Source organism: Enterococcus sp. 3G6_DIV0642 (assembly GCF_002140635.1).
Taxonomy (GTDB): domain Bacteria; phylum Bacillota; class Bacilli; order Lactobacillales; family Enterococcaceae; genus Enterococcus_D; species Enterococcus_D casseliflavus.
The window spans coordinates 2,178,388-2,196,028 of the sequence record NZ_NGLH01000001.1; the positions used below are offsets into that span (position 1 = coordinate 2,178,388).

Consider the following 17,641-nt stretch of genomic DNA (forward strand, 5'->3'; position numbering starts at 1 on the left):
AAGAAATCCCCACAAACGATGCGTTTCTATCGTTTGTGGGGATTCTTTTAGATCGCTTGCAATAAGTCGTATTGTGATTGATACAAATGGTGATACAAGCCTTTTTGTGCCATTAGCTGATCATGGTTACCCGATTCAGCGATTGTCCCCCCTGCCACGTAAAAGATTCGATCAGAATTTTTGATCGTGGACAGTCGGTGAGCGATGATAAATGAGGTTCTGCCTTCTAACAGCTTCAACAATCCTTCTTGCAGCAATTCTTCTGTCTTCGTATCGATACTTGAGGTCGCTTCATCTAAGATCAAAATTTTTGGATCAGCCAACAACGCTCGGGCAAAGGAAATCAGTTGGCGTTGCCCTGCAGATAAAGTACTTCCTCGTTCTTCGACGACGGTTTGATAGCCATCTTTCAACTCCGTGATAAAGTCGTGGGCACGGACGATCTTCGCTGCTTCGATGATCTCTTCTTCTGTCGCATCTAATTTTCCATAGCGAATATTCTCTATGATCGTTCCTGAGAAAATAAAGGTATCTTGCAGCATGACACCCATTTGTGAGCGCAGCGATTCCAGCGTCACGTCACGAACGTCCATCCCATCCACTTTAACACTGCCTTCATTGACATCATAAAAGCGGCTCAGCAAGTTGATGATCGTGGTCTTCCCTGCACCAGTAGGACCAACCAAAGCAATACTTTCCCCAGGTTCAATGTGGAAGTTAACATCAGAAAGAATGTTTTTGCCTTCTTCGTATCGGAAGGTCACGTGTTCAAAATCAACGGTCCCTTTCATCGTTGGCAATACGTTTGCATCTGGTTTGTCTTCGATATCTGGGACTTCATCCATCGTTTCAAAAATTCGTTCAAGATAGGCTGTTGCTGTAATCAAAGAATTATAAAAATTCCCGATATTGATGACTGGATTCCAGAAATTATTGATATAACTGATAAAAGCGATCAGAGTACCTGTGCTGACATCGACACCGATCTGACGAATGCCGACAAAATAAATCAAACAAGTCGTAATGACTGAAATGTTTTGCACCCCTGGCCACATCAGAAACTGAATTTTGACAGCTTTCATCCATGAAGTTCGGTAATCATTGCTGACTTCTTGGAAGATCTCAGCATTTTCTTCTTCTCGCGCAAAGGATTGAGTAATCTTGATACCAGCAATACTTTCATGAATGTAAGCATTTAGATTGGATTGTTTATTACTCAACACCTGATAGGCTTTGCGCTGGTTATTCTTGATCACCATCACCATGATGAACAAAATTGGCAGCAACGCAAGGGAATACAAGGTCAATTTGAAGTCGATCGCAAACATAAAGATCAAGGTGATGATGACGTTGAAAACATCCGAGATCAAATTGATCAGGCCGTTGCTCAATAGGTCACTCAGTGTATTGATATAGTTTACGATGCGAATCAAGATCTTGCCGTGGGGCCTTGTATCAAAATAAGAAAAAGGCAGTCGCTGCAGATGTTCAAAAATATCAAAGCGCATATCCTTCAATACGTCTTGACCAATATTCGTGATATGGTAGATACGGTAACGCATGCAGACGCCGATAACGATCAAGGTCACTAGAAAGGCAGCTCCTAGAAGCAGCAATTGGTTGACATTTTTCTCAGGAATCGATGAATCGATCGCGATCTTTGTGAACACGGGCGCCAGCATTCCTGCTAAGTTTGCCAGAATGATCGTAAATAGGACTTTCGCAATACTTCTTTTATAAGGAACGACATATTGTGACAAGCGTTTGAAATCCTTCCAACTAAATTCCTGGTCTAATTCCTCATCCACATCAAATTTATTTCTCGCCATCGTCTTCACCTCCTGACAAGCCTAATTGTTTTTGATACACTTCGTAGTATTTGCCCCGCAGACTGACAAGTTCTTCATGGGTCCCTTGTTCAACGACTCGTCCTTTTTCCATCATCAGAATCTGATCGGCTTCTCGAACAGAGGAGATCCGATGCGCAATGATAAACGTCGTTTTCTCTCCTGTTAATTTTGTCAGCTCCTGTTGGATCTTCGATTCTGTCTCCATATCGACGGCAGACGTCGTATCATCCAAAATCAAGATCGATGGATCTTTGGCTAAGGCCCGTGCTAGGGAGATCCGTTGTTTTTGTCCGCCAGAAAGCCCTACACCTCGCTCGCCCACGATCGTTTCATAGCCTTGAGGCATCCGAGAAATAAAGGTATCTGCATCAGCGACTACCGCCATTTGCCGAATAAAGCCTTCATCAGCTAAAGGATTTCCAAAAGCAATGTTGTCGGAGATGGTATTGGAAAACAAGAAGACATCTTGCATCACCATTGAAATGTTTTCCCGCATTTGACGCACGGGATACTCTTTGGCGTTTTTTCCATCAATCAATACTTCCCCTTCAGTCGGATCATAAAAGCGTCCAACTAAATTCACTAACGTCGTTTTCCCTGAACCGGTTTCCCCTAAGATCCCTAACGTTTGGCCAGGGCCAATTTTGAAGTTGATGTTTTCCAACACATTTTGATTCGGATCATCCGAAAAGTGGAAGGAAACATCTTTAAACTCTACAAATCCTTTGATTGGCTCTAATTTTTCTTGTTGATGAACAGGAATTTTCGATTCTTGCGCCAACATTTGCCGAATTTTGATACAGGCTGCAGAAAATCGCTGAACATCGTTGATCAACCAACCACTCATGCGCATAGGATTATTCAACATCCAAAGATAGCCATTAAACGCAACAAGATCTCCTAAGGTCATGTCCCCATTGATTACGAAAATTCCGCCTAAGACTAAGGCAATGACTGACAAGCTTCCTGCTAAGCCGTCAAGCCATGGCAGATAGGTACGGGAAACTTTGGCAGATGCCATGTTGCGGGTCTTAAAATCTTCGTTGTAGGAGCGAAATTTTTCAATCTCAAAATTTTCACGAGCGAAGGCTTTTACGACCCGATTGCCGCCGATATTTTCTTCCACCATTGAATTCAAGCGCGAAAAGCTCTCACGAATGTCAAAAAACAACGGGTGTGCTTTCTTAGACATGCGATTGGTCAACAGAAATATGATCGGTGTGACAGCCACCAGCGCCAACATCAATTTCCAATCAATAAAGCTCATAACCACCACCGCTGAAAAGAACCACAAGATACATTCAGCGATATTGTAGGTCACCCAAGAAACAAAGTGGCGAATGGCATCGGTATCACCAGTCATCCGTGCCATAATATCTCCCACACGAGTATGATTGAAAAAGTCGAAATCCAATTCTTGCAGCTTCTGATACAAATCTTCCCGTAAATCGTATAGCGTATTTTGCCCGACCCGTTCAAATAAAATTTGATAACTGTAGCGGACAATGGTACGAATGACGGTCGTTGCGATCATGATCAACAATAATGGAATCAATAAGTGCGTTTTTTGCTGATTGATGACATCATCGATCACCATTCCTCCCAAGTACGGATTAACAATGATCAGCGCTGCATTGATCACTAAAAACAGGACTGCCAATATGATTTTTCCCCGGTTCTTTTTGGCATAGCGCCAGATCCATTGTGTATTACTCATCTAATTCCCCCTCTCGTTGTTAAGCTTAGCGTTTTGAAAAGCGATTTGAATGGTTTTTCTTACTCATTTTGATGTAAAATATTAGTAAGAAGCACCATTCCCTTTTTTTACAGGAAATAAGCACCCAATTGGAGTGAATCAGCCATGAATTTAGTTAACCCTCGCACGTTTAATCCAGAAATCATCTATCTCTTTGACCCATGGACGCAATCAGAAAGTCATGGAGAAATGCACCATCATGACTTTTTAGAAATCAGCGTCTTATTAGAAGGAGAAAGTACCTATTATTTTGAAAAAGAACCAGCGAAAAAAATCCGTGCTGGCAGCGTCATGCTTTTCAATCCTGGCGTCGATCACTGCGAATTGCAGCCTAAGGGCACTCGCTCCCATCAGCTGCATATTGGTTTAAAAAATATTTCTTTGGAAGGGTTTAAACGGAATTTTTTCCCTAACAAACACCCCTTGTTGGAGCTAGGCAAATACCATCATCAAGTTTTGGAAAAAGCCTGGCAGTTGGTGAGAGAAAGCAGTGAAGAGCGGGATGAGTTTCAATTGATGCAAAAGGCTGTTTTGATGGAGATGCTCGTCTACATTTTACGTGGACTAAATGAAGACCATATCAATGTCGTGCCTTACCTTTCCAAAAGCCAACGACGACAACAACAGATCGTCAACTATACGGTCTATTACTTGGAAAATCATTACAAAGAAGAAATCACGTTAGAGAAGCTCGCACAGGATCAATTTCTCAGCCCGACGTACCTTTCAAAGATTTTTAAAGAGGCGACGGGTGTCAGTCCCATCAACTACTTGATTGAGATTCGCTTAAAGCGTGCCAAAGACATGTTAAAAAATGAAAACCTCACGATCAAAGAAGTCGCCTCTGCTGTGGGCTATCAGGATGCTTATCACTTTAGCAAGTCTTTTAAAAAACTTTATGGTGTCTCTCCTTCTGGGGTATTGCCAAAACCAAAAAATTAAAGAGCAAGCCGATGACCTTCCTTCGAATGAAGAATCATCGGCTTGCTCTTTTTTATTCATTGAATAAAATAGTTCATAAAAAGACTGGCAATGTTGAAGTAGATCAAAACACTAGTCAAATCGCTAAGGGTCGTGATAAACGGACCACTTGCCACTGCTGGATCAAAACCCAGCTTGTCCATCAGCATCGGGATCAAACTTCCCGCTAAGTTGGCTACTGTGATGGCACACATCATCGCCATCCCAATCACAAACCCTAGAATCGGATTTTGTTTCCAGACAGCTACGATAGCAAAAATCGTCAACCCCGTGATGGCACCTGTGAACAGTCCTGTCAGCACTTCACCGACCACCGTCTTCATAAAGCTGTTTTCTTTGTCGTCATTGATCGCCAGACGACGAACGGCTACGGCTAAGGATTGGGTACCAGCATTACCGGCAGTTCCGGTGATCAGTGAGATAAAGACGGCGAGAATACTTGCTTCGCTGACCAACTCTTCATAATGACTGATCAGACTGGCGGTTGCCATTCCGAGAAAGAGTAAGGTGATAAGCCAAGGCAAGCGTCTCGAAGATGCTTTGATTGGGTTCTCACTGACTTCTTCCACATTGACCCCTGCCAAACCAGAGTAGTCACTGGCTGCTTCATCATCGATAACGTCGATGATATCATCGACGGTCACGATCCCTAATAGGTGATCGTCATAATCGGTGACTGGCAATGCGAGAAAGTCATAATCTCGGAAGGTCTGAGCGACATCCTCTTGGTCATCTCCAACATGGACCGACATCACCCGCTCGTTCAAAATATCCGCGATCATGGTATCTTCATCATTGATGATCAAGTCTCTTAAAGAAATAACGCCCACAAGCTTATTATCAGTATCCACGACGTAAATATAGTAAATCGTCTCGGCAACATCTGCGGCATTTTTTAAGACATACATCGCTGAACGAACCGTTTGGTTGGCAACAATGGAAACAAACTCGGTAGTCATCAGCGATCCAGCAGTTTCATCTTCATAATGCAGCAGCTCTTTGATTTCGCTAGCAGCTTCAGCGGTCATCAAACTCAAATATTTTGCTGTTTGTTTTTTATCCAAAGTATTCAGCAGGTCAACCGCATTATCGGTATACATTTGCGCCAACATATCAGCCGCATAGGCGGGGCGCATCTCTGAAAGATAGTCTACCATGTGTTCATCATCTTCTTCAATGACGTCAAACATGTCTGCCAATTCTTTCGGGGAAAGATACGTATAGACGATTTGTCGATCGGCTGCTTCTAGAGATTGGTAGAACTGACCCTGCTCGTAGATATGCAGATCCAAGAACGCCTCACGAAATCCCTGGATATCATTGTCTTTTAATGCTTGATTCAGTTGATCAAACCGTTCAGTTAATTCTTGATTTTCATCCAATCTCTTCACCTCATTTGTTATTGCCTATCCATGGCTGAGCAAACAGCGGCCATGTCTGCTGGTAAGGGCAGCTTAAAAGCCAACGGTTCATTCGTAAAGGGATGCTGAAATTGCAGCTGACAGCAGTGTAATGCTTGTCGTTTGATCCCAAGAGCCATTGTACCGCCATACATCTCGTCTCCTAATAAGGGACAACCGATTGCAGAAAAATGGACCCTTATTTGATGTGTCCTGCCTGTGTGTAACTGAATATCAACTAAAGCGCAATCTGAATTGCGTTGTTTTAGCCAATACTCCGTCCGTGCTTCTTTTCCTTCGTCACTGACCTTGCGTTTCAATAGTGACGTCAGGTCCCTAGCAATCGGCAGCTCAATCTCACCATGGGCAGAAAGTGCGGGCAGTTCACCAGCAACGAGGGCTTGATATTTTTTTACGACCTGCTTCTTTCGCAACTGGCTATCCAGCTTCGCATGGGCAAACCCATGTTTTGCAAAAAGCATCAGTCCTGATGTGTCACGGTCTAACCGCGTGACTACATGAATCACTTGATCTTCATAGTGCTGCGCTTGATAGTAGGCCTTGACGCGATTGGCCATCGTGCCAGTCGGATGATATTGCGCAGGGATCGATGAGATGCCTGCTGGCTTATTCACGACTAACAGATGGGCATCTTCATACACGACCTCAATCGGTGTCGGGTCAGCCAGCATCGTCTCATGTTCCCCTTCAGGAGGAATTACAATAGTTACCCTATCATTTTGCGCCAAAGAAAACAAGACGTTTTGCTCGTGATCGTTGACAAATATCTTTCCGCCTTGAAATTTGATTTTTGCTAACAGTCCTTTGGACACCCCTTGTTCCTTCAAAAAGTATTTGACTTGCTGTCCTTGTCCAGTATAGTGATACGTAAATTCCATGGGTTTATTCTTCTCCAATAAAGGAATCTTTGACCCGATTCCAAAAATGCATATGCCGATAAGACGCAAAATGAATCCGTTCATCGGCAATACGGTAATAGATAGCATCGATTTCTTCTTGTTCGATGGTAAACTGATCGATCGTCACTAAATAGTCGGTGCTTTGCTGCAGTTGTACTTTGACCCATTCATGGTGACCCACGACGATCGGCGAACCAAGGGTCCGAAAGACACGATTGTTCAACGAAGCAATCTCTGCCAATTGAAAGGCATTGATACTTGGGTGCAAGACTGCCCCACCAACACTCTTGTTATAAGCAGTGGAGCCGGTGGGCGTTGAGATCGATAAGCCATCGCCGCGAAACTTTTCAAAGAGGTCTTCTTTAATAGAAATATCGGCAACCATCGTTCGATTGCCGCGCTTGATCGTTGATTCATTCAATGCTAGGAAATGCTTGTCTGATTTTCCATTCGCATACGTGATACGGACATCTAATAACGGATAGCTGACGCTTTTTTGATGGTCATTGCATAATGACTCGACTAGTTCTTCCAATTCATAATCTCGCCAGTCCGTGTAAAAGCCGAGATGACCCGTATGGACGCCTAAAAACTGTACTTGATCCAACTTATGATTGTACAAGTGAAAAGCAGAAAGGAGCGTGCCGTCTCCCCCAACAGAAATCACTAATTCAGGATTGTCTTGATCGATCTTATTTTCTGATTGTTCTAAAAGCGTAGTTAAACGCTTTGTCACTTCTACCGACTTGCTTTCTTGATTATGGACGATTGCCACGCGGATACCTTTCATTCCGTTTCCCCCTTTGGCAACGGGTTCTGATCATGTCCGCCTCGCTTGCCTTTCCCATGTGAAAATAACCGTTGTGCCTCTTGGATCTCTTCACGGATATTGGACATTTCTTCGTCTAGCTGATAGGCGGCTTCTGCCGACCGACGTAGCCGTTCACTGATTTCAGCGGGAAATTCCCCTTGGTATTTGTAGTTTAATGAATGTTCGATCGTTGCCCAAAAATTCATCGCTAGTGTCCGAATTTGAATCTCAGCCAAAATAATTTTTTCCCCGTCGATCAGTTGAACGGGATATTCGATCACTAGATGGTACGAACGGTAACCACTGGCTTTTTTATTGGTGATATAGTCCCGTTCAATGATCACTTTCATGTCTTTACGTGTACGCAACAGTTCAACGACTTGGTGAATGTCTTCCACAAATTGACACATGATTCGCAAGCCAGCGATATCAGACATCTCTTCTTCTAGCCGATCCAAAGCAATCCCACGTAATTTACTTTTCGTTAAAATGCTATCCACTGGCTTGACCCGCCCAGTGACAAATTCAATGGGAACATGCTTGTTTTGTTCCCGATATTGTTTTCGTATGCCTCTTAATTTTACTTTTAATTCTGAAACCGCCTGTTCATAAGGCGCTAAGAATTCTTCCCAATCTCGAATCATTCTTCTCCCTCGATTCTGTTCATAACATACCTCTTATTCTACCATACTCTTGGAATAAAACTGAATGAACAGAAGAGCAGAAACAAAAGATTTTTTGTCTCTCCCCCAACGTCTCAGCTTTTCTTTGTTTGGTTTCTTTGACGGAATAGCTGAAACAGCGTACACTATGGTTGCAATAGAAAGAGAGTGAGAAACGATGGTCGAACAAGTAGAGATTGAATATAAAACAATGTTGACGGAAAAAGAATACCACCAGCTGCTTGCTTATTACAATTTGTCAGAAGAAGCATTTAAGATACAAACCAACTACTATTTTGATACGGTAGATCATAAGCTGCAGGAAAAGCAGTTCGGCTTGCGTATTCGCACGACTGCTACCAATGCGGAATTAACGCTAAAAACCCCCATTGAGCACGGTCTGCTAGAAACGACTGATCCTTTGACAATCGAAACCGCAGCGTCATTGATCGCGTCAGAAAAAATTTTAAAAACAGGTGTGGTTGCTCAACGTTTAAAAGCAGCGGATATCGAACCTGATTCATTACACATGATCGCAGCATTAAAAACGAAACGGGCGGAATTTCCAATCAATGAAGGATTACTTGCTTTGGATGAAAGCTGGTATGGTCAACAGCATGATTATGAGTTGGAGTTAGAAGTCAACGAGCCGATTAAAGGAAAAGATGCCTTTCACTCCTTGTTACGTCTCTTTGGCGTTCCTTACCGACCAGCGAAAAACAAGATCATCCGAGCCGTTGAAGAAAAATCATAGTAAGCTGTCCTTTTGCTTACTTTTTTCGCGTTTTTTTGCTATATTTAATAAAACATACTTATTTTGTTTTTCAAGGTACAAAAGAATCTTAATTGGGGAGAGATTCAAATGATCGAACTGTTTTTATTTATTAATCCGATTGGGCCTATTTGTTATGATATCGAAAAAGAGATTCTCAATAAATTAAACACCAGCCGCAAAAAAATCCATTTGCAGATCCTACCTTTCGTTAACTTGTTTTCCGTAGGTGTCTCAATGGACTATTTGTCCATGAATAAGACGGATTTGGTCTTGCGAAATGAACAGACCAACCAAATCTATGCTGCATCACTGGACTATAAGGCCGCTCAGTTGCAAGGGAAAAAAATTGCGCGGGATTTCTTGTTGAAACTGCAACAACGGATAGGGATCGAAAGACAAGAATATAGCGATGCCTTAGTGAAAGAATTATTTTCTGAAACGAATGGTGATTTAGAGATGTTCCTAGAAGATCGATCCTCTGAGCTTGTGAAAAAGAACTTTGCCACCGATCAGCGTGTAGCCAAAGATATGGGCATCACGATCACACCCTCTGCTGTGGTGTATGATTTTTCAAGTGAAGAAGAATATGGGGTCCTTTTAGAAGGATCAGAGGAACTGAGAAGTCTTCCGCTCGTCTGTGGTACAGCAACAGAACTCGATACATTCTTGCAAAAAGCTCAGTCTTTGAAAGCACCAAAACTTTCCACTATTCATGAAATTGATCGCGGGTTGATTCTTTTATGAAACCCTATTCAATAGCGACGCTGCGCAGCGAGCCAAACGATGATCTTGTGTTTGGCTCGCTGCGCAGCGTTTTTTATTGTGGACAAACAAAAAAACAAACCAATCCTTTACGGATTGGTTCGCTTTTCAATTATGCTTCAATTTCTTTGACGAGTTCTTCCAATTCATTCAAGCGTTGCTCAAATACTTTCATCGCGTCTTCAATATAATCTGCTTTTGTCATATCGACGCCCGCTTTTTTCATGACTTCGATTGGATAATCACTGCGTCCAGCTTTCAAATAGTTCAAATAGTTGGTTAAGGCATCTGGTTCACCTGCTAAGATTTTCTTCGCTAAAGCAGAAGCTGCCGAAAATCCGGTTGAATACTGGTAAACATAGTAATTGTAATAGAAATGCGGAATGCGTGACCACTCAAGACGAATCTCAGGATCTTTTTCAACAGAAGGTCCGTAGTATTTTGCATTTAACTCGGCATAGTTCTCGCTTAAGAACTCACTGGTCAATGGCGTTCCTTTCGCATCTTCCACGTGCATGAAGTGTTCAAACTCGGCAAATTGCGTTTGACGGAAAATCGTTCCTTTGAAGCCATCGAGAAAATGATTCAAGACATAAGCTTTGACCCGTGGATCTGTTTCAGTCTGCAGCATATACTCTGTCAAAATATTTTCATTGGTGGTTGAAGCGATTTCCGCTAAAAAGATCGAATAATCCCCATAGGCGTAAGGCTGGTTATTACGTGTAAAGTAACTATGCACACTGTGTCCCATTTCATGAACAAGAGTAAAGAGTTGATCCAATCGATCATTCCAGTTCATCAGGATATATGGCAGCGTATCATAGGCACCAGAAGAATACGCGCCACTGCGTTTGCCTTTGTTTTCAACGACATCGATCCACCGATTGCTGAAGGCTTCTTCAACCACTGCAAGGTATTCTTCACCTAATGGTTTTAACGCTTCTTTCGCTTTTTCGACCGCTTCTTCATAGGTATAACGAATAGGCGCTTCCCCTAAAATTGGCGTATAAACATCATACATATGCAACGTATCGACAGCCAATAGGCGTTTTCTTAATGCCATATAACGATGCAACAATGGCAGGTGCTGATTGACGACGTCCACTAATGTATCGTAGACACTTTCAGGAATATGGTTGGCACTCAAAGCGGCTTGCCGTGCCGAATCAAATTTGCGGGCTTTTGCTTTAAAGTTATGAGCTTTGATATTGGTGCTTAATGTTTGGGCAAAGGTATTGCGGAATTGCTCATAGACACCATAAAGACCTTTAAAGGCTGCTTCACGGACAGATCGATCCGTGCTTTCCATCAACTCACCGTATACACCATGAGATAACTGTACTTTTTCCCCGTTTTCGTCTTCAACTACTGGAAAATCCAAATCAGCATTGTTTAAAACAGAAAAAATGTTGCCAGGTGCCCCAAAAATTTCGCCAGCACCAGCTAATAACGCTTCTTGCTCCGCTGGCAAGACATGTGGACGCTCGTTGATGGTTTTTTCGATCATATGACGATAAACAGCTAGTTTCGGCTCTTGATCGAAATAGCCCCAAATCGTTTCATCAGACATTGTCAATAGCTCAGGATCAAACCAAGCAACGGCTTCACTTACTTGCGCAACCAAGTTACTTGCTTTTGCATACAAGCCTTGATACGTCGTATTGGCAGTATCTTGGTCGTTTTTCAAATGACTGTATACATAGAGTTTCTCTAAACGACGAGAAAGCGCTAAAACAAATTCTAATGCGGATAAGAAGGCTTGCGGCCCATCGGCTAAAGTGCCTTGGTAACGACTTGCTTCTTTGACTTGTGCTTGGATCTCTTGAAATTCTATGTCAAAAGCCGCATCATCGGCATAGATTTTCGTTAAGTCCCACGTTTTTTCGACTGGAATCGATTCACGTGCTGGTAATTGTTTTGTTTCTGACATTCCCTTCACTCCTTGTTCATTGGTTAAAATTATCTTATCATACTTTTCAGTGAAACCAAATCATTGGCTTAAAAAGAAACCGAATTTTCTAAATATTGGCATTCTTGAAAGAGTCCGCGCAAAATTTCCCGTTGATCCAGTAACGGGAATTGCCATTGCCAATCCAGCTGCCGCAGCCGTGCCACCCATTGATCAAAACGAAGTGGACAGTCACTTAAATAAAGAAAGCGAAAAACCAATATTCGATGCTCAAATAAAATGCCAAAGCTGCTTGCACAATAGCACCACATAGGCAGCTGGGAGACATTGCCTTTTAACGGATACAATATTTCTTGGATCATACGGATTTTTGGCAGGTTCTTTCGCAGTTTTTGTATCAACCAGACCTGATAGTCTGCAGCAAGCCACTCAGGAGGACGGTGATGGTTTGATCTTTGTCCTTTGCACAAAGGGCGAAGTGTTTCTTTATGGTAAGGCGCCCCTTTTCGAGCATCGCTTTGTTGACTGCTGACTCCTTCTTGATAGTGCCAGTTGATTTGTTCTAACTTCATTAAGGATTGATTTTGCGTATCAATCAGCCACAAACAAAAACCAGTTGCCTGATAACTACAGCAGGCTCTTGTCAAAAGTGACCATTGGCGTTTCGGATGCAATTTCTCCCCTAAGATCCACCATGGTCGATAGCCGTTTGCTAAATACGTGCTGGTTCTTTCAAGAAATCGTGAAAACTTTAGGGAAGAACACTGTACTTCAATGGCGATATTCTTATAACAAAGGTCAGGACGCTGTTGGAGTTTAGGCAAAAAAGCTTCGATCTCAATCCCTGTATCTTGAAACCATTCAAACAATAGTTGTTTGGCTTCCAAGTGTTCCTTCGTCTCCCCTTCGCTGTAAGTCTGACAATCAGCAGTTGCTTGATGGGCAAAGTGGGGCTGTCGCTTGGTTCCTTGCCGCAAAGTCACTTCTTGGTGACACCCTGGGCAATAAAAAGGACCTGATGCTTTCTTTCTCCCTTTCGCTGCAATGACTTCTTTTCTTTGGTTCAATGCTTTCAGCATCTAACTCACCTCAATAAAAGATACGCCATTTTCATCAAACACAATTGAAAAAGCCAAGAACATTAGCAACATGTTCTTGGCTGGAAATGAATTTCATTCATTAATCATTCTTGAAGTAGAAACGAGTCAATTCAAGTGCATCGTTTTCCATGATCAACTGACCATATTCAGATAAAACCTCTGGCGTCACTGATGTCCGTTGGGCAAATTCCATCAAATAAGAAAGTGCGTTCTCCACTTCAATATCAGTAACCTCTGCATCCATGAATCGAATTTCAATATAATAATGGTTACCCATTTGGTAAAGATTGGTTGCAACGGAATCCAAATATACTTCGGATGCCAATTGAATCATATCTTCGAATCGCAACAACTCGAATACAAAACGATTGCCGATGTCTTCTGCTTGCTCCGACTCTTGTAATTGAGCCGCCACATGCTTTTTCAACATGTCGGTAATGTCTTCATTCGCTTCATCGTTCATCTCATCAAAATTTCCCATTCCTTCTGGTGGAAGATTTTTGCTAATAAACAATTCTAACCCATCGCCTTTAGGCAAGACTTGGAAAGTTACAGCTTCACTGCCCTTAAATTCTTCGTCAATATCAACTTCTTCAAGAATACTGTAAAAGAAGTTTTCAATTTCATTGTGATTTCCTAGAAGGTCAAGAAAAGTGATGCCTCTCGCAGCTAAGTCTTCACTTTTGATCAATACACGAATGGTGTTCTCATTGATATGTTCCATTTCCATATTAGCTACACCTCACTTTTGCTACTCACTATAGGTTCATTGTATCGAAACCTGATAAAAAGTAAAGAGAAAACGAATATCCTCTTAAGAAAAACGTAAAAACTCAAAAAAAGACTCACTTTCAAAGAGAAAGCGAGTCGATGAAGTCAAATTTATAATCCTGCCATTAATTGCGCTTGTCTTAGTTCCAGTTGGCGAACATCCCTAGGTAAGAACCGACGAATTTCATCTTCGTTGAACCCAACTTGCAATCGTTTTTCATCAATCATGATCGGACGACGCAATAATCCTGGGTTTTCTTGAACAAGTGTCAATAAATCTTTTAGGGGCAGGTCATCTAGATCCATATTCAACTTTTGGAATACTTTGGATCTGGTGGAAATAATTTCTTCTGTGCCATCTTCTGTCATTTGTAGAATTGCCTTAAGCTCAGAAATATTTAACGGTTCTGAAAAAATATTTCTTTCAACAAAAGGGATTTCGTGCTCTTGTAACCACGCACGAGCTTTGCGACAAGATGTGCAACTTGGGGAAGTGTATAGTGTCAACAACGTGCATCTCTCCTTTTTAATTTTCAATCAAGCAAGTCCTGTTCCCTCGCTTGATTTCAATTATACAGGTTTAACTAAAAAAAATCTAGTCTAAATCTCATATTTTTTAATAAAACTCGAAAGTTATATTAAAAGCGAAACCTTTAAGGCAAAAGGTTTCCTTCAAAAAGTTTATTTTTAAATGAGAAAACTCAAATTTTTTTTTAATATTACTCCTTTTATACAACAGTGTGTCAAAGGTGTATCAAAAAGATGTCAGAATATTAAAATATTCTTTTAACAGAAGGCAACGTTTTTTAATTTTCCTCCGAAAATTACAGATGTAATCAAAAACTGAGCGAAAAACCAAGGCAGTCGCTCAATCGTTTTCAAAAGAACTTTTTCACGATCCTTCCTTTGCCGAGAAACGATCGCGCTACAAGGAAAATGATTGTTATTTTTTTGTGCTAGTAATCGCAACCACTCTCTTTCTTCTTGGTTTTATTGTATCACATTCCTTTTTAATCAGAAAACCATAGAAGCATTTCTGTCATAATCTGCTATAAAACAGCAGCAGAAATGAACATCTGCTTATAAATGAAAAGGGTTTCTCACAAAAAACTCAGTAAAAAACGATCAATCCAAGAAGCCAGCCAATTTGTTACTTGGTCACTGACAAAGCATAATAGACTGTACTATTCTTGAACTGATCGTTTACCATGTCTTTCTTCTAAGCGAGTGTTGGTTCTCGGTCACGAGCGAATTGAGCATCATGCAATGCACGATAATGCCCTCTTCTCGCCATCAACTCTTCATGGGTTCCTTCTTCTAAGATGCCCTTCTCACTAACGACAATGATTCGTGTCGCATGTTTGATCGTTGCGAGGCGATGGGCAATGATCAAGGTTGTACGCCCATCTGCCAAAGAATTCAATGATTCTTGGATCACTTGTTCCGTTTCGGTATCTAACGCTGAAGTTGCTTCATCTAAAATCAGAATCGGCGGATTTTTCAAGAACATCCGAGCAATCGCTACTCGCTGCTTTTGGCCACCGGATAATTTGACGCCTCGTTCACCGATGACCGTATCCAAGCCATCCGTCATTTGATCAATGACTTTTTCTAAGTGTGCCAATTTGACTGCCTTTAAAATCTCCTCTTCTGTTGCATCAAGTTTGCCATAAGCAATATTTTCTCGAATCGTTCCTGGGAAAAGAAAAACATCTTGCTGCACCGTACCAATCTGCTGACGTAAAGATGCCAAGGTCATCTCCTGAATATTGATGCCATCAATCGTAATGGCGCCTTCCGTGACTTCATAAAACCGCGGCAACAAGTTGCATAACGTTGTTTTCCCTGAACCACTTTGCCCAACGAAGGCGATCGTCTCACCCGCTTTGATCGACAAGTCGATGTGATTCAAGACTTTCGTCGCATCCGCATAGGAAAAAGAAACATCATGGTACACGATGTCTCCCTTTAAGGAAGTTACTGCCCGTGCGCCTGGCTTGTCTTTGATCGTCGGTTCTTTATCCAACTCTTCGGTCAAGCGTTTGAAGCCAGCGATGCCTTTCGGATAGCTTTCGATCATCGTATTAACCTTCTCGATTGGTCTAACAAAGACATTTGACAATAAAATAAACCCTACGAACTGACCGTTCGTCAGTTCACCACGAATCACGTAGTAGGCACCAAAGATCAGAGCAAACAAGTTGATCAACCGAATCAAGAAATAATTGTACGCTGAACTGATTGCCATTACCTTATAAAAAAGGATTTTAGACTGCCGATAAATCTCACTTAACCCGTCAAAACGTTTATGTTCAAACGTTTCATTGGCAAATGATTGTGTCACTCGAATGCCACTGACAGATGCTTCCACTCCGGCGTTGAACTCACCGAGATTATCATAGATCTGTGTGTTGACTTTGGTCATTTTCTTATTGAAAAAAACCAAGGCGATCGTAATCAAGGGAATCAACGCAAATGTTGCCACAGCTAATTGAACATGCATATTTAACATCAATAGGAATGAACCGACCAAAGTCATAATGGTAATAAAAACATCCTCTGGACCATGGTGAGCGACTTCAGAAATCTCAAAGAGATCCGTAGTCAATCGACTGATCAGCTTGCCAGTCTTTTGATTATCATAATATTCAAAAGATTGCGTTTGCAGATGTCGAAATAACTCTTGACGCATATCAGTTTCAATATTGACCCCAAGTTTATGACCATAAAAAACCACGATATATTGCAACACAGTATTGATCACATAAAACAAGAACAAGCCTAAGCATGCCAACAGTATTAGGCGAAAGTTGTTCTGAGGCATGATCTTATCGATTACTTGGTTGACGGCAACTGGAAAGGCTAGTTCCAATAAACCAGCAAATACCGCACAAGTAAAGTCGAGTATAAATAGTGACCGATACGGTCGATAATAACGAAAAAACCTTTTTAACACATTTCCCCCTCCTCAATAGCTTTCATTATAAGCAACTCTCAGTAGAAATGCAAAATGAGAAACATGTGAAAATGGGTAAAATTCACTATAATTTTGAAAACCTATGAAGACGCGGATTTCTAAAAACAGTAAATAAAACCTTTATTTTGCAGGGATTTTCCTCTTTTTTTTACAGAAATAATGGCTTATGATTGATTCGAAAACAAACTGAAAATTTTCACTAACTCTGAAAGGCGTGTCTTTTTTGATCACTAGTATTCTTTTTGATGTCGATGATACCTTATATGACCAGCAACAACCATTTCGTAATGCCGTAACCTCATGTTTCCCACAAATAGCCCACAAAGATTTAACTGCTCTTTACTTACGGTTTCGGGTGCACAGTGATGAGCAGTTTGGACGGGTATTGGCAAATGAATGGACGCTAGATCATTTTCGTTATTTTCGACTGACCCATTCATTAACGGATTTAGGGTACTTACCTATTACAATAGAAGAAAGCTGTAAGTTTCAGCTGTGTTATGAACAAGAACTAGATGCCATCACACTGCATCCTGAAGTTGAGTCAACTTTGAACTATTTGTCCACATTGCCAGTCAAACTAGGAATTATTACCAATGGTCCCACTGACCACCAGCAAAAAAAATTGGATCAGTTGCAACTGACTCGATGGATCAAACCAGAGCATATGATCATTTCACAAGCAACTGGTTATCAAAAGCCGCAACTAGAAATTTTCCAATTGGCAGAAACCGCCTTTGCTCTTGATCCGGAAACCACACTGTACGTTGGTGATAATTTTGATAATGACGTGGTTGGCTGTAAGAAAGCCGGTTGGCAAGCTTTGTGGTTCAATCATCGTCTCCGTCAAGCGCCTAGTGGATTGGAAGACTTACCAGATGCATCGATCACTGCTTTTTCACAGCTGCAAGACAGTATTGACACACTGATGCAAGTGCCTGCATACATGTATAACTAAAAAAAGATG

15 protein-coding genes are annotated in these 17,641 nt (G+C 41.6%); 4 read left to right on the forward strand and 11 right to left on the reverse strand.

Annotated features, from left to right (window positions below; translation table 11 throughout):
* Window positions 1-47 precede the first annotated feature (47 nt).
* The gene (locus A5878_RS10430) at window positions 48-1,829 is read right to left on the reverse strand and encodes an ABC transporter ATP-binding protein (RefSeq protein ID WP_060792246.1); all 1,782 of its coding nucleotides are present in this window, start codon (window positions 1,827-1,829) and stop codon (window positions 48-50) included.
* Window positions 1,816-3,567: an ABC transporter ATP-binding protein gene (locus tag A5878_RS10435; protein ID WP_060792245.1), complete on the reverse strand. Its 1,752-nt coding sequence runs from the start codon at window positions 3,565-3,567 to the stop codon at window positions 1,816-1,818. Before A5878_RS10435 ends, A5878_RS10430 begins: the two co-directional genes overlap by 14 nt.
* A 144-nt stretch (window positions 3,568-3,711) precedes the next feature.
* Between A5878_RS10435 and A5878_RS10440 the strand changes: the two genes are divergently transcribed.
* A complete protein-coding gene (locus A5878_RS10440) occupies window positions 3,712-4,548 on the forward strand; it encodes an AraC family transcriptional regulator (protein ID WP_010749431.1) in 837 nt (278 codons plus the stop codon).
* Window positions 4,549-4,604: 56 nt separating this feature from the next.
* On the opposite strand, the gene mgtE is transcribed toward A5878_RS10440, so the two are convergent.
* Genes mgtE through A5878_RS10460 form a run of 4 tightly spaced genes read right to left on the reverse strand, consistent with a single transcriptional unit; the run spans window position 4,605 to window position 8,362 of the window.
* Window positions 4,605-5,969 (reverse strand): magnesium transporter, encoded by a 1,365-nt coding sequence (gene mgtE / locus A5878_RS10445; RefSeq protein WP_010749430.1) that lies wholly within the window; start codon window positions 5,967-5,969, stop codon window positions 4,605-4,607.
* A gap of 17 nt (window positions 5,970-5,986) precedes the next feature.
* Window positions 5,987-6,886, reverse strand: coding sequence for an RluA family pseudouridine synthase (locus A5878_RS10450; protein ID WP_060792244.1), 900 nt, complete (start codon window positions 6,884-6,886; stop codon window positions 5,987-5,989).
* Between the two features lie 4 nt (window positions 6,887-6,890).
* Window positions 6,891-7,688, reverse strand: a complete 798-nt coding sequence (locus A5878_RS10455) for an NAD kinase (protein ID WP_026008090.1) — start codon at window positions 7,686-7,688, stop codon at window positions 6,891-6,893.
* Between the two features lie 5 nt (window positions 7,689-7,693).
* Window positions 7,694-8,362, reverse strand: coding sequence for a GTP pyrophosphokinase family protein (locus A5878_RS10460; protein WP_005229708.1), 669 nt, complete (start codon window positions 8,360-8,362; stop codon window positions 7,694-7,696).
* A gap of 196 nt (window positions 8,363-8,558) precedes the next feature.
* On the opposite strand from A5878_RS10460, the gene A5878_RS10465 reads away from it, so the two are divergent.
* Both A5878_RS10465 and A5878_RS10470 read left to right on the forward strand, forming a co-directional pair.
* The gene (locus A5878_RS10465; RefSeq protein WP_060792243.1) at window positions 8,559-9,134 is read left to right on the forward strand and encodes a CYTH domain-containing protein; all 576 of its coding nucleotides are present in this window, start codon (window positions 8,559-8,561) and stop codon (window positions 9,132-9,134) included.
* Window positions 9,135-9,242: 108 nt separating this feature from the next.
* Window positions 9,243-9,899 carry a ClpXP adapter SpxH family protein gene (locus A5878_RS10470; RefSeq protein WP_005229705.1) on the forward strand — a complete coding sequence of 219 codons (657 nt, stop codon included), beginning with the start codon at window positions 9,243-9,245 and terminating at the stop codon, window positions 9,897-9,899.
* 130 nt (window positions 9,900-10,029) lie between these two features.
* Here A5878_RS10470 and pepF read toward each other — a convergent pair whose 3' ends face one another.
* The 5 genes from pepF to A5878_RS10500 all read right to left on the reverse strand — a co-directional run bounded on the left by pepF (window position 10,030) and on the right by A5878_RS10500 (window position 16,653).
* Window positions 10,030-11,847, reverse strand: a complete 1,818-nt coding sequence (gene pepF / locus A5878_RS10475) for an oligoendopeptidase F (protein WP_016610833.1) — start codon at window positions 11,845-11,847, stop codon at window positions 10,030-10,032.
* A gap of 68 nt (window positions 11,848-11,915) precedes the next feature.
* Window positions 11,916-12,905, reverse strand: a complete 990-nt coding sequence (locus A5878_RS10480) for a competence protein CoiA (RefSeq protein WP_074535161.1) — start codon at window positions 12,903-12,905, stop codon at window positions 11,916-11,918.
* 100 nt (window positions 12,906-13,005) lie between these two features.
* Window positions 13,006-13,656, reverse strand: a complete 651-nt coding sequence (locus A5878_RS10485) for an adaptor protein MecA (protein ID WP_086295532.1) — start codon at window positions 13,654-13,656, stop codon at window positions 13,006-13,008.
* A 152-nt stretch (window positions 13,657-13,808) separates the two neighbouring features.
* Window positions 13,809-14,207: a transcriptional regulator SpxA gene (spxA, locus tag A5878_RS10490; protein WP_003127030.1), complete on the reverse strand. Its 399-nt coding sequence runs from the start codon at window positions 14,205-14,207 to the stop codon at window positions 13,809-13,811.
* 709 nt (window positions 14,208-14,916) lie between these two features.
* Window positions 14,917-16,653: an ABC transporter ATP-binding protein gene (locus A5878_RS10500; protein ID WP_074535160.1), complete on the reverse strand. Its 1,737-nt coding sequence runs from the start codon at window positions 16,651-16,653 to the stop codon at window positions 14,917-14,919.
* Window positions 16,654-16,897: 244 nt separating this feature from the next.
* Here A5878_RS10500 and A5878_RS10510 point away from each other — a divergent pair, with 244 nt between their 5' ends.
* The gene (locus A5878_RS10510; protein WP_060792241.1) at window positions 16,898-17,632 is read left to right on the forward strand and encodes an HAD family hydrolase; all 735 of its coding nucleotides are present in this window, start codon (window positions 16,898-16,900) and stop codon (window positions 17,630-17,632) included.
* The last annotated feature ends 9 nt before the right edge of the window (window positions 17,633-17,641 follow it).

Excerpts from the sequence above, each read along its gene's own strand:
- A5878_RS10450 (WP_060792244.1), bottom strand. The coding sequence starts at position 6,886 with ATGGAATTTACGTATCACTATACTGGACAAGGACAGCAAGTCAAATAC.
- A5878_RS10470 (WP_005229705.1), top strand. The coding sequence starts at position 9,243 with ATGATCGAACTGTTTTTATTTATTAATCCGATTGGGCCTATTTGTTAT.
- A5878_RS10435 (WP_060792245.1), bottom strand. The coding sequence starts at position 3,567 with ATGAGTAATACACAATGGATCTGGCGCTATGCCAAAAAGAACCGGGGA.
- A5878_RS10480 (WP_074535161.1), bottom strand. The coding sequence starts at position 12,905 with ATGCTGAAAGCATTGAACCAAAGAAAAGAAGTCATTGCAGCGAAAGGG.
- A5878_RS10460 (WP_005229708.1), bottom strand. The coding sequence starts at position 8,362 with ATGATTCGAGATTGGGAAGAATTCTTAGCGCCTTATGAACAGGCGGTT.
- A5878_RS10430 (WP_060792246.1), bottom strand. The coding sequence starts at position 1,829 with ATGGCGAGAAATAAATTTGATGTGGATGAGGAATTAGACCAGGAATTT.
- A5878_RS10440 (WP_010749431.1), top strand. The coding sequence starts at position 3,712 with ATGAATTTAGTTAACCCTCGCACGTTTAATCCAGAAATCATCTATCTC.
- A5878_RS10485 (WP_086295532.1), bottom strand. The coding sequence starts at position 13,656 with ATGGAAATGGAACATATCAATGAGAACACCATTCGTGTATTGATCAAA.
- A5878_RS10465 (WP_060792243.1), top strand. The coding sequence starts at position 8,559 with ATGGTCGAACAAGTAGAGATTGAATATAAAACAATGTTGACGGAAAAA.
- pepF (WP_016610833.1), bottom strand. The coding sequence starts at position 11,847 with ATGTCAGAAACAAAACAATTACCAGCACGTGAATCGATTCCAGTCGAA.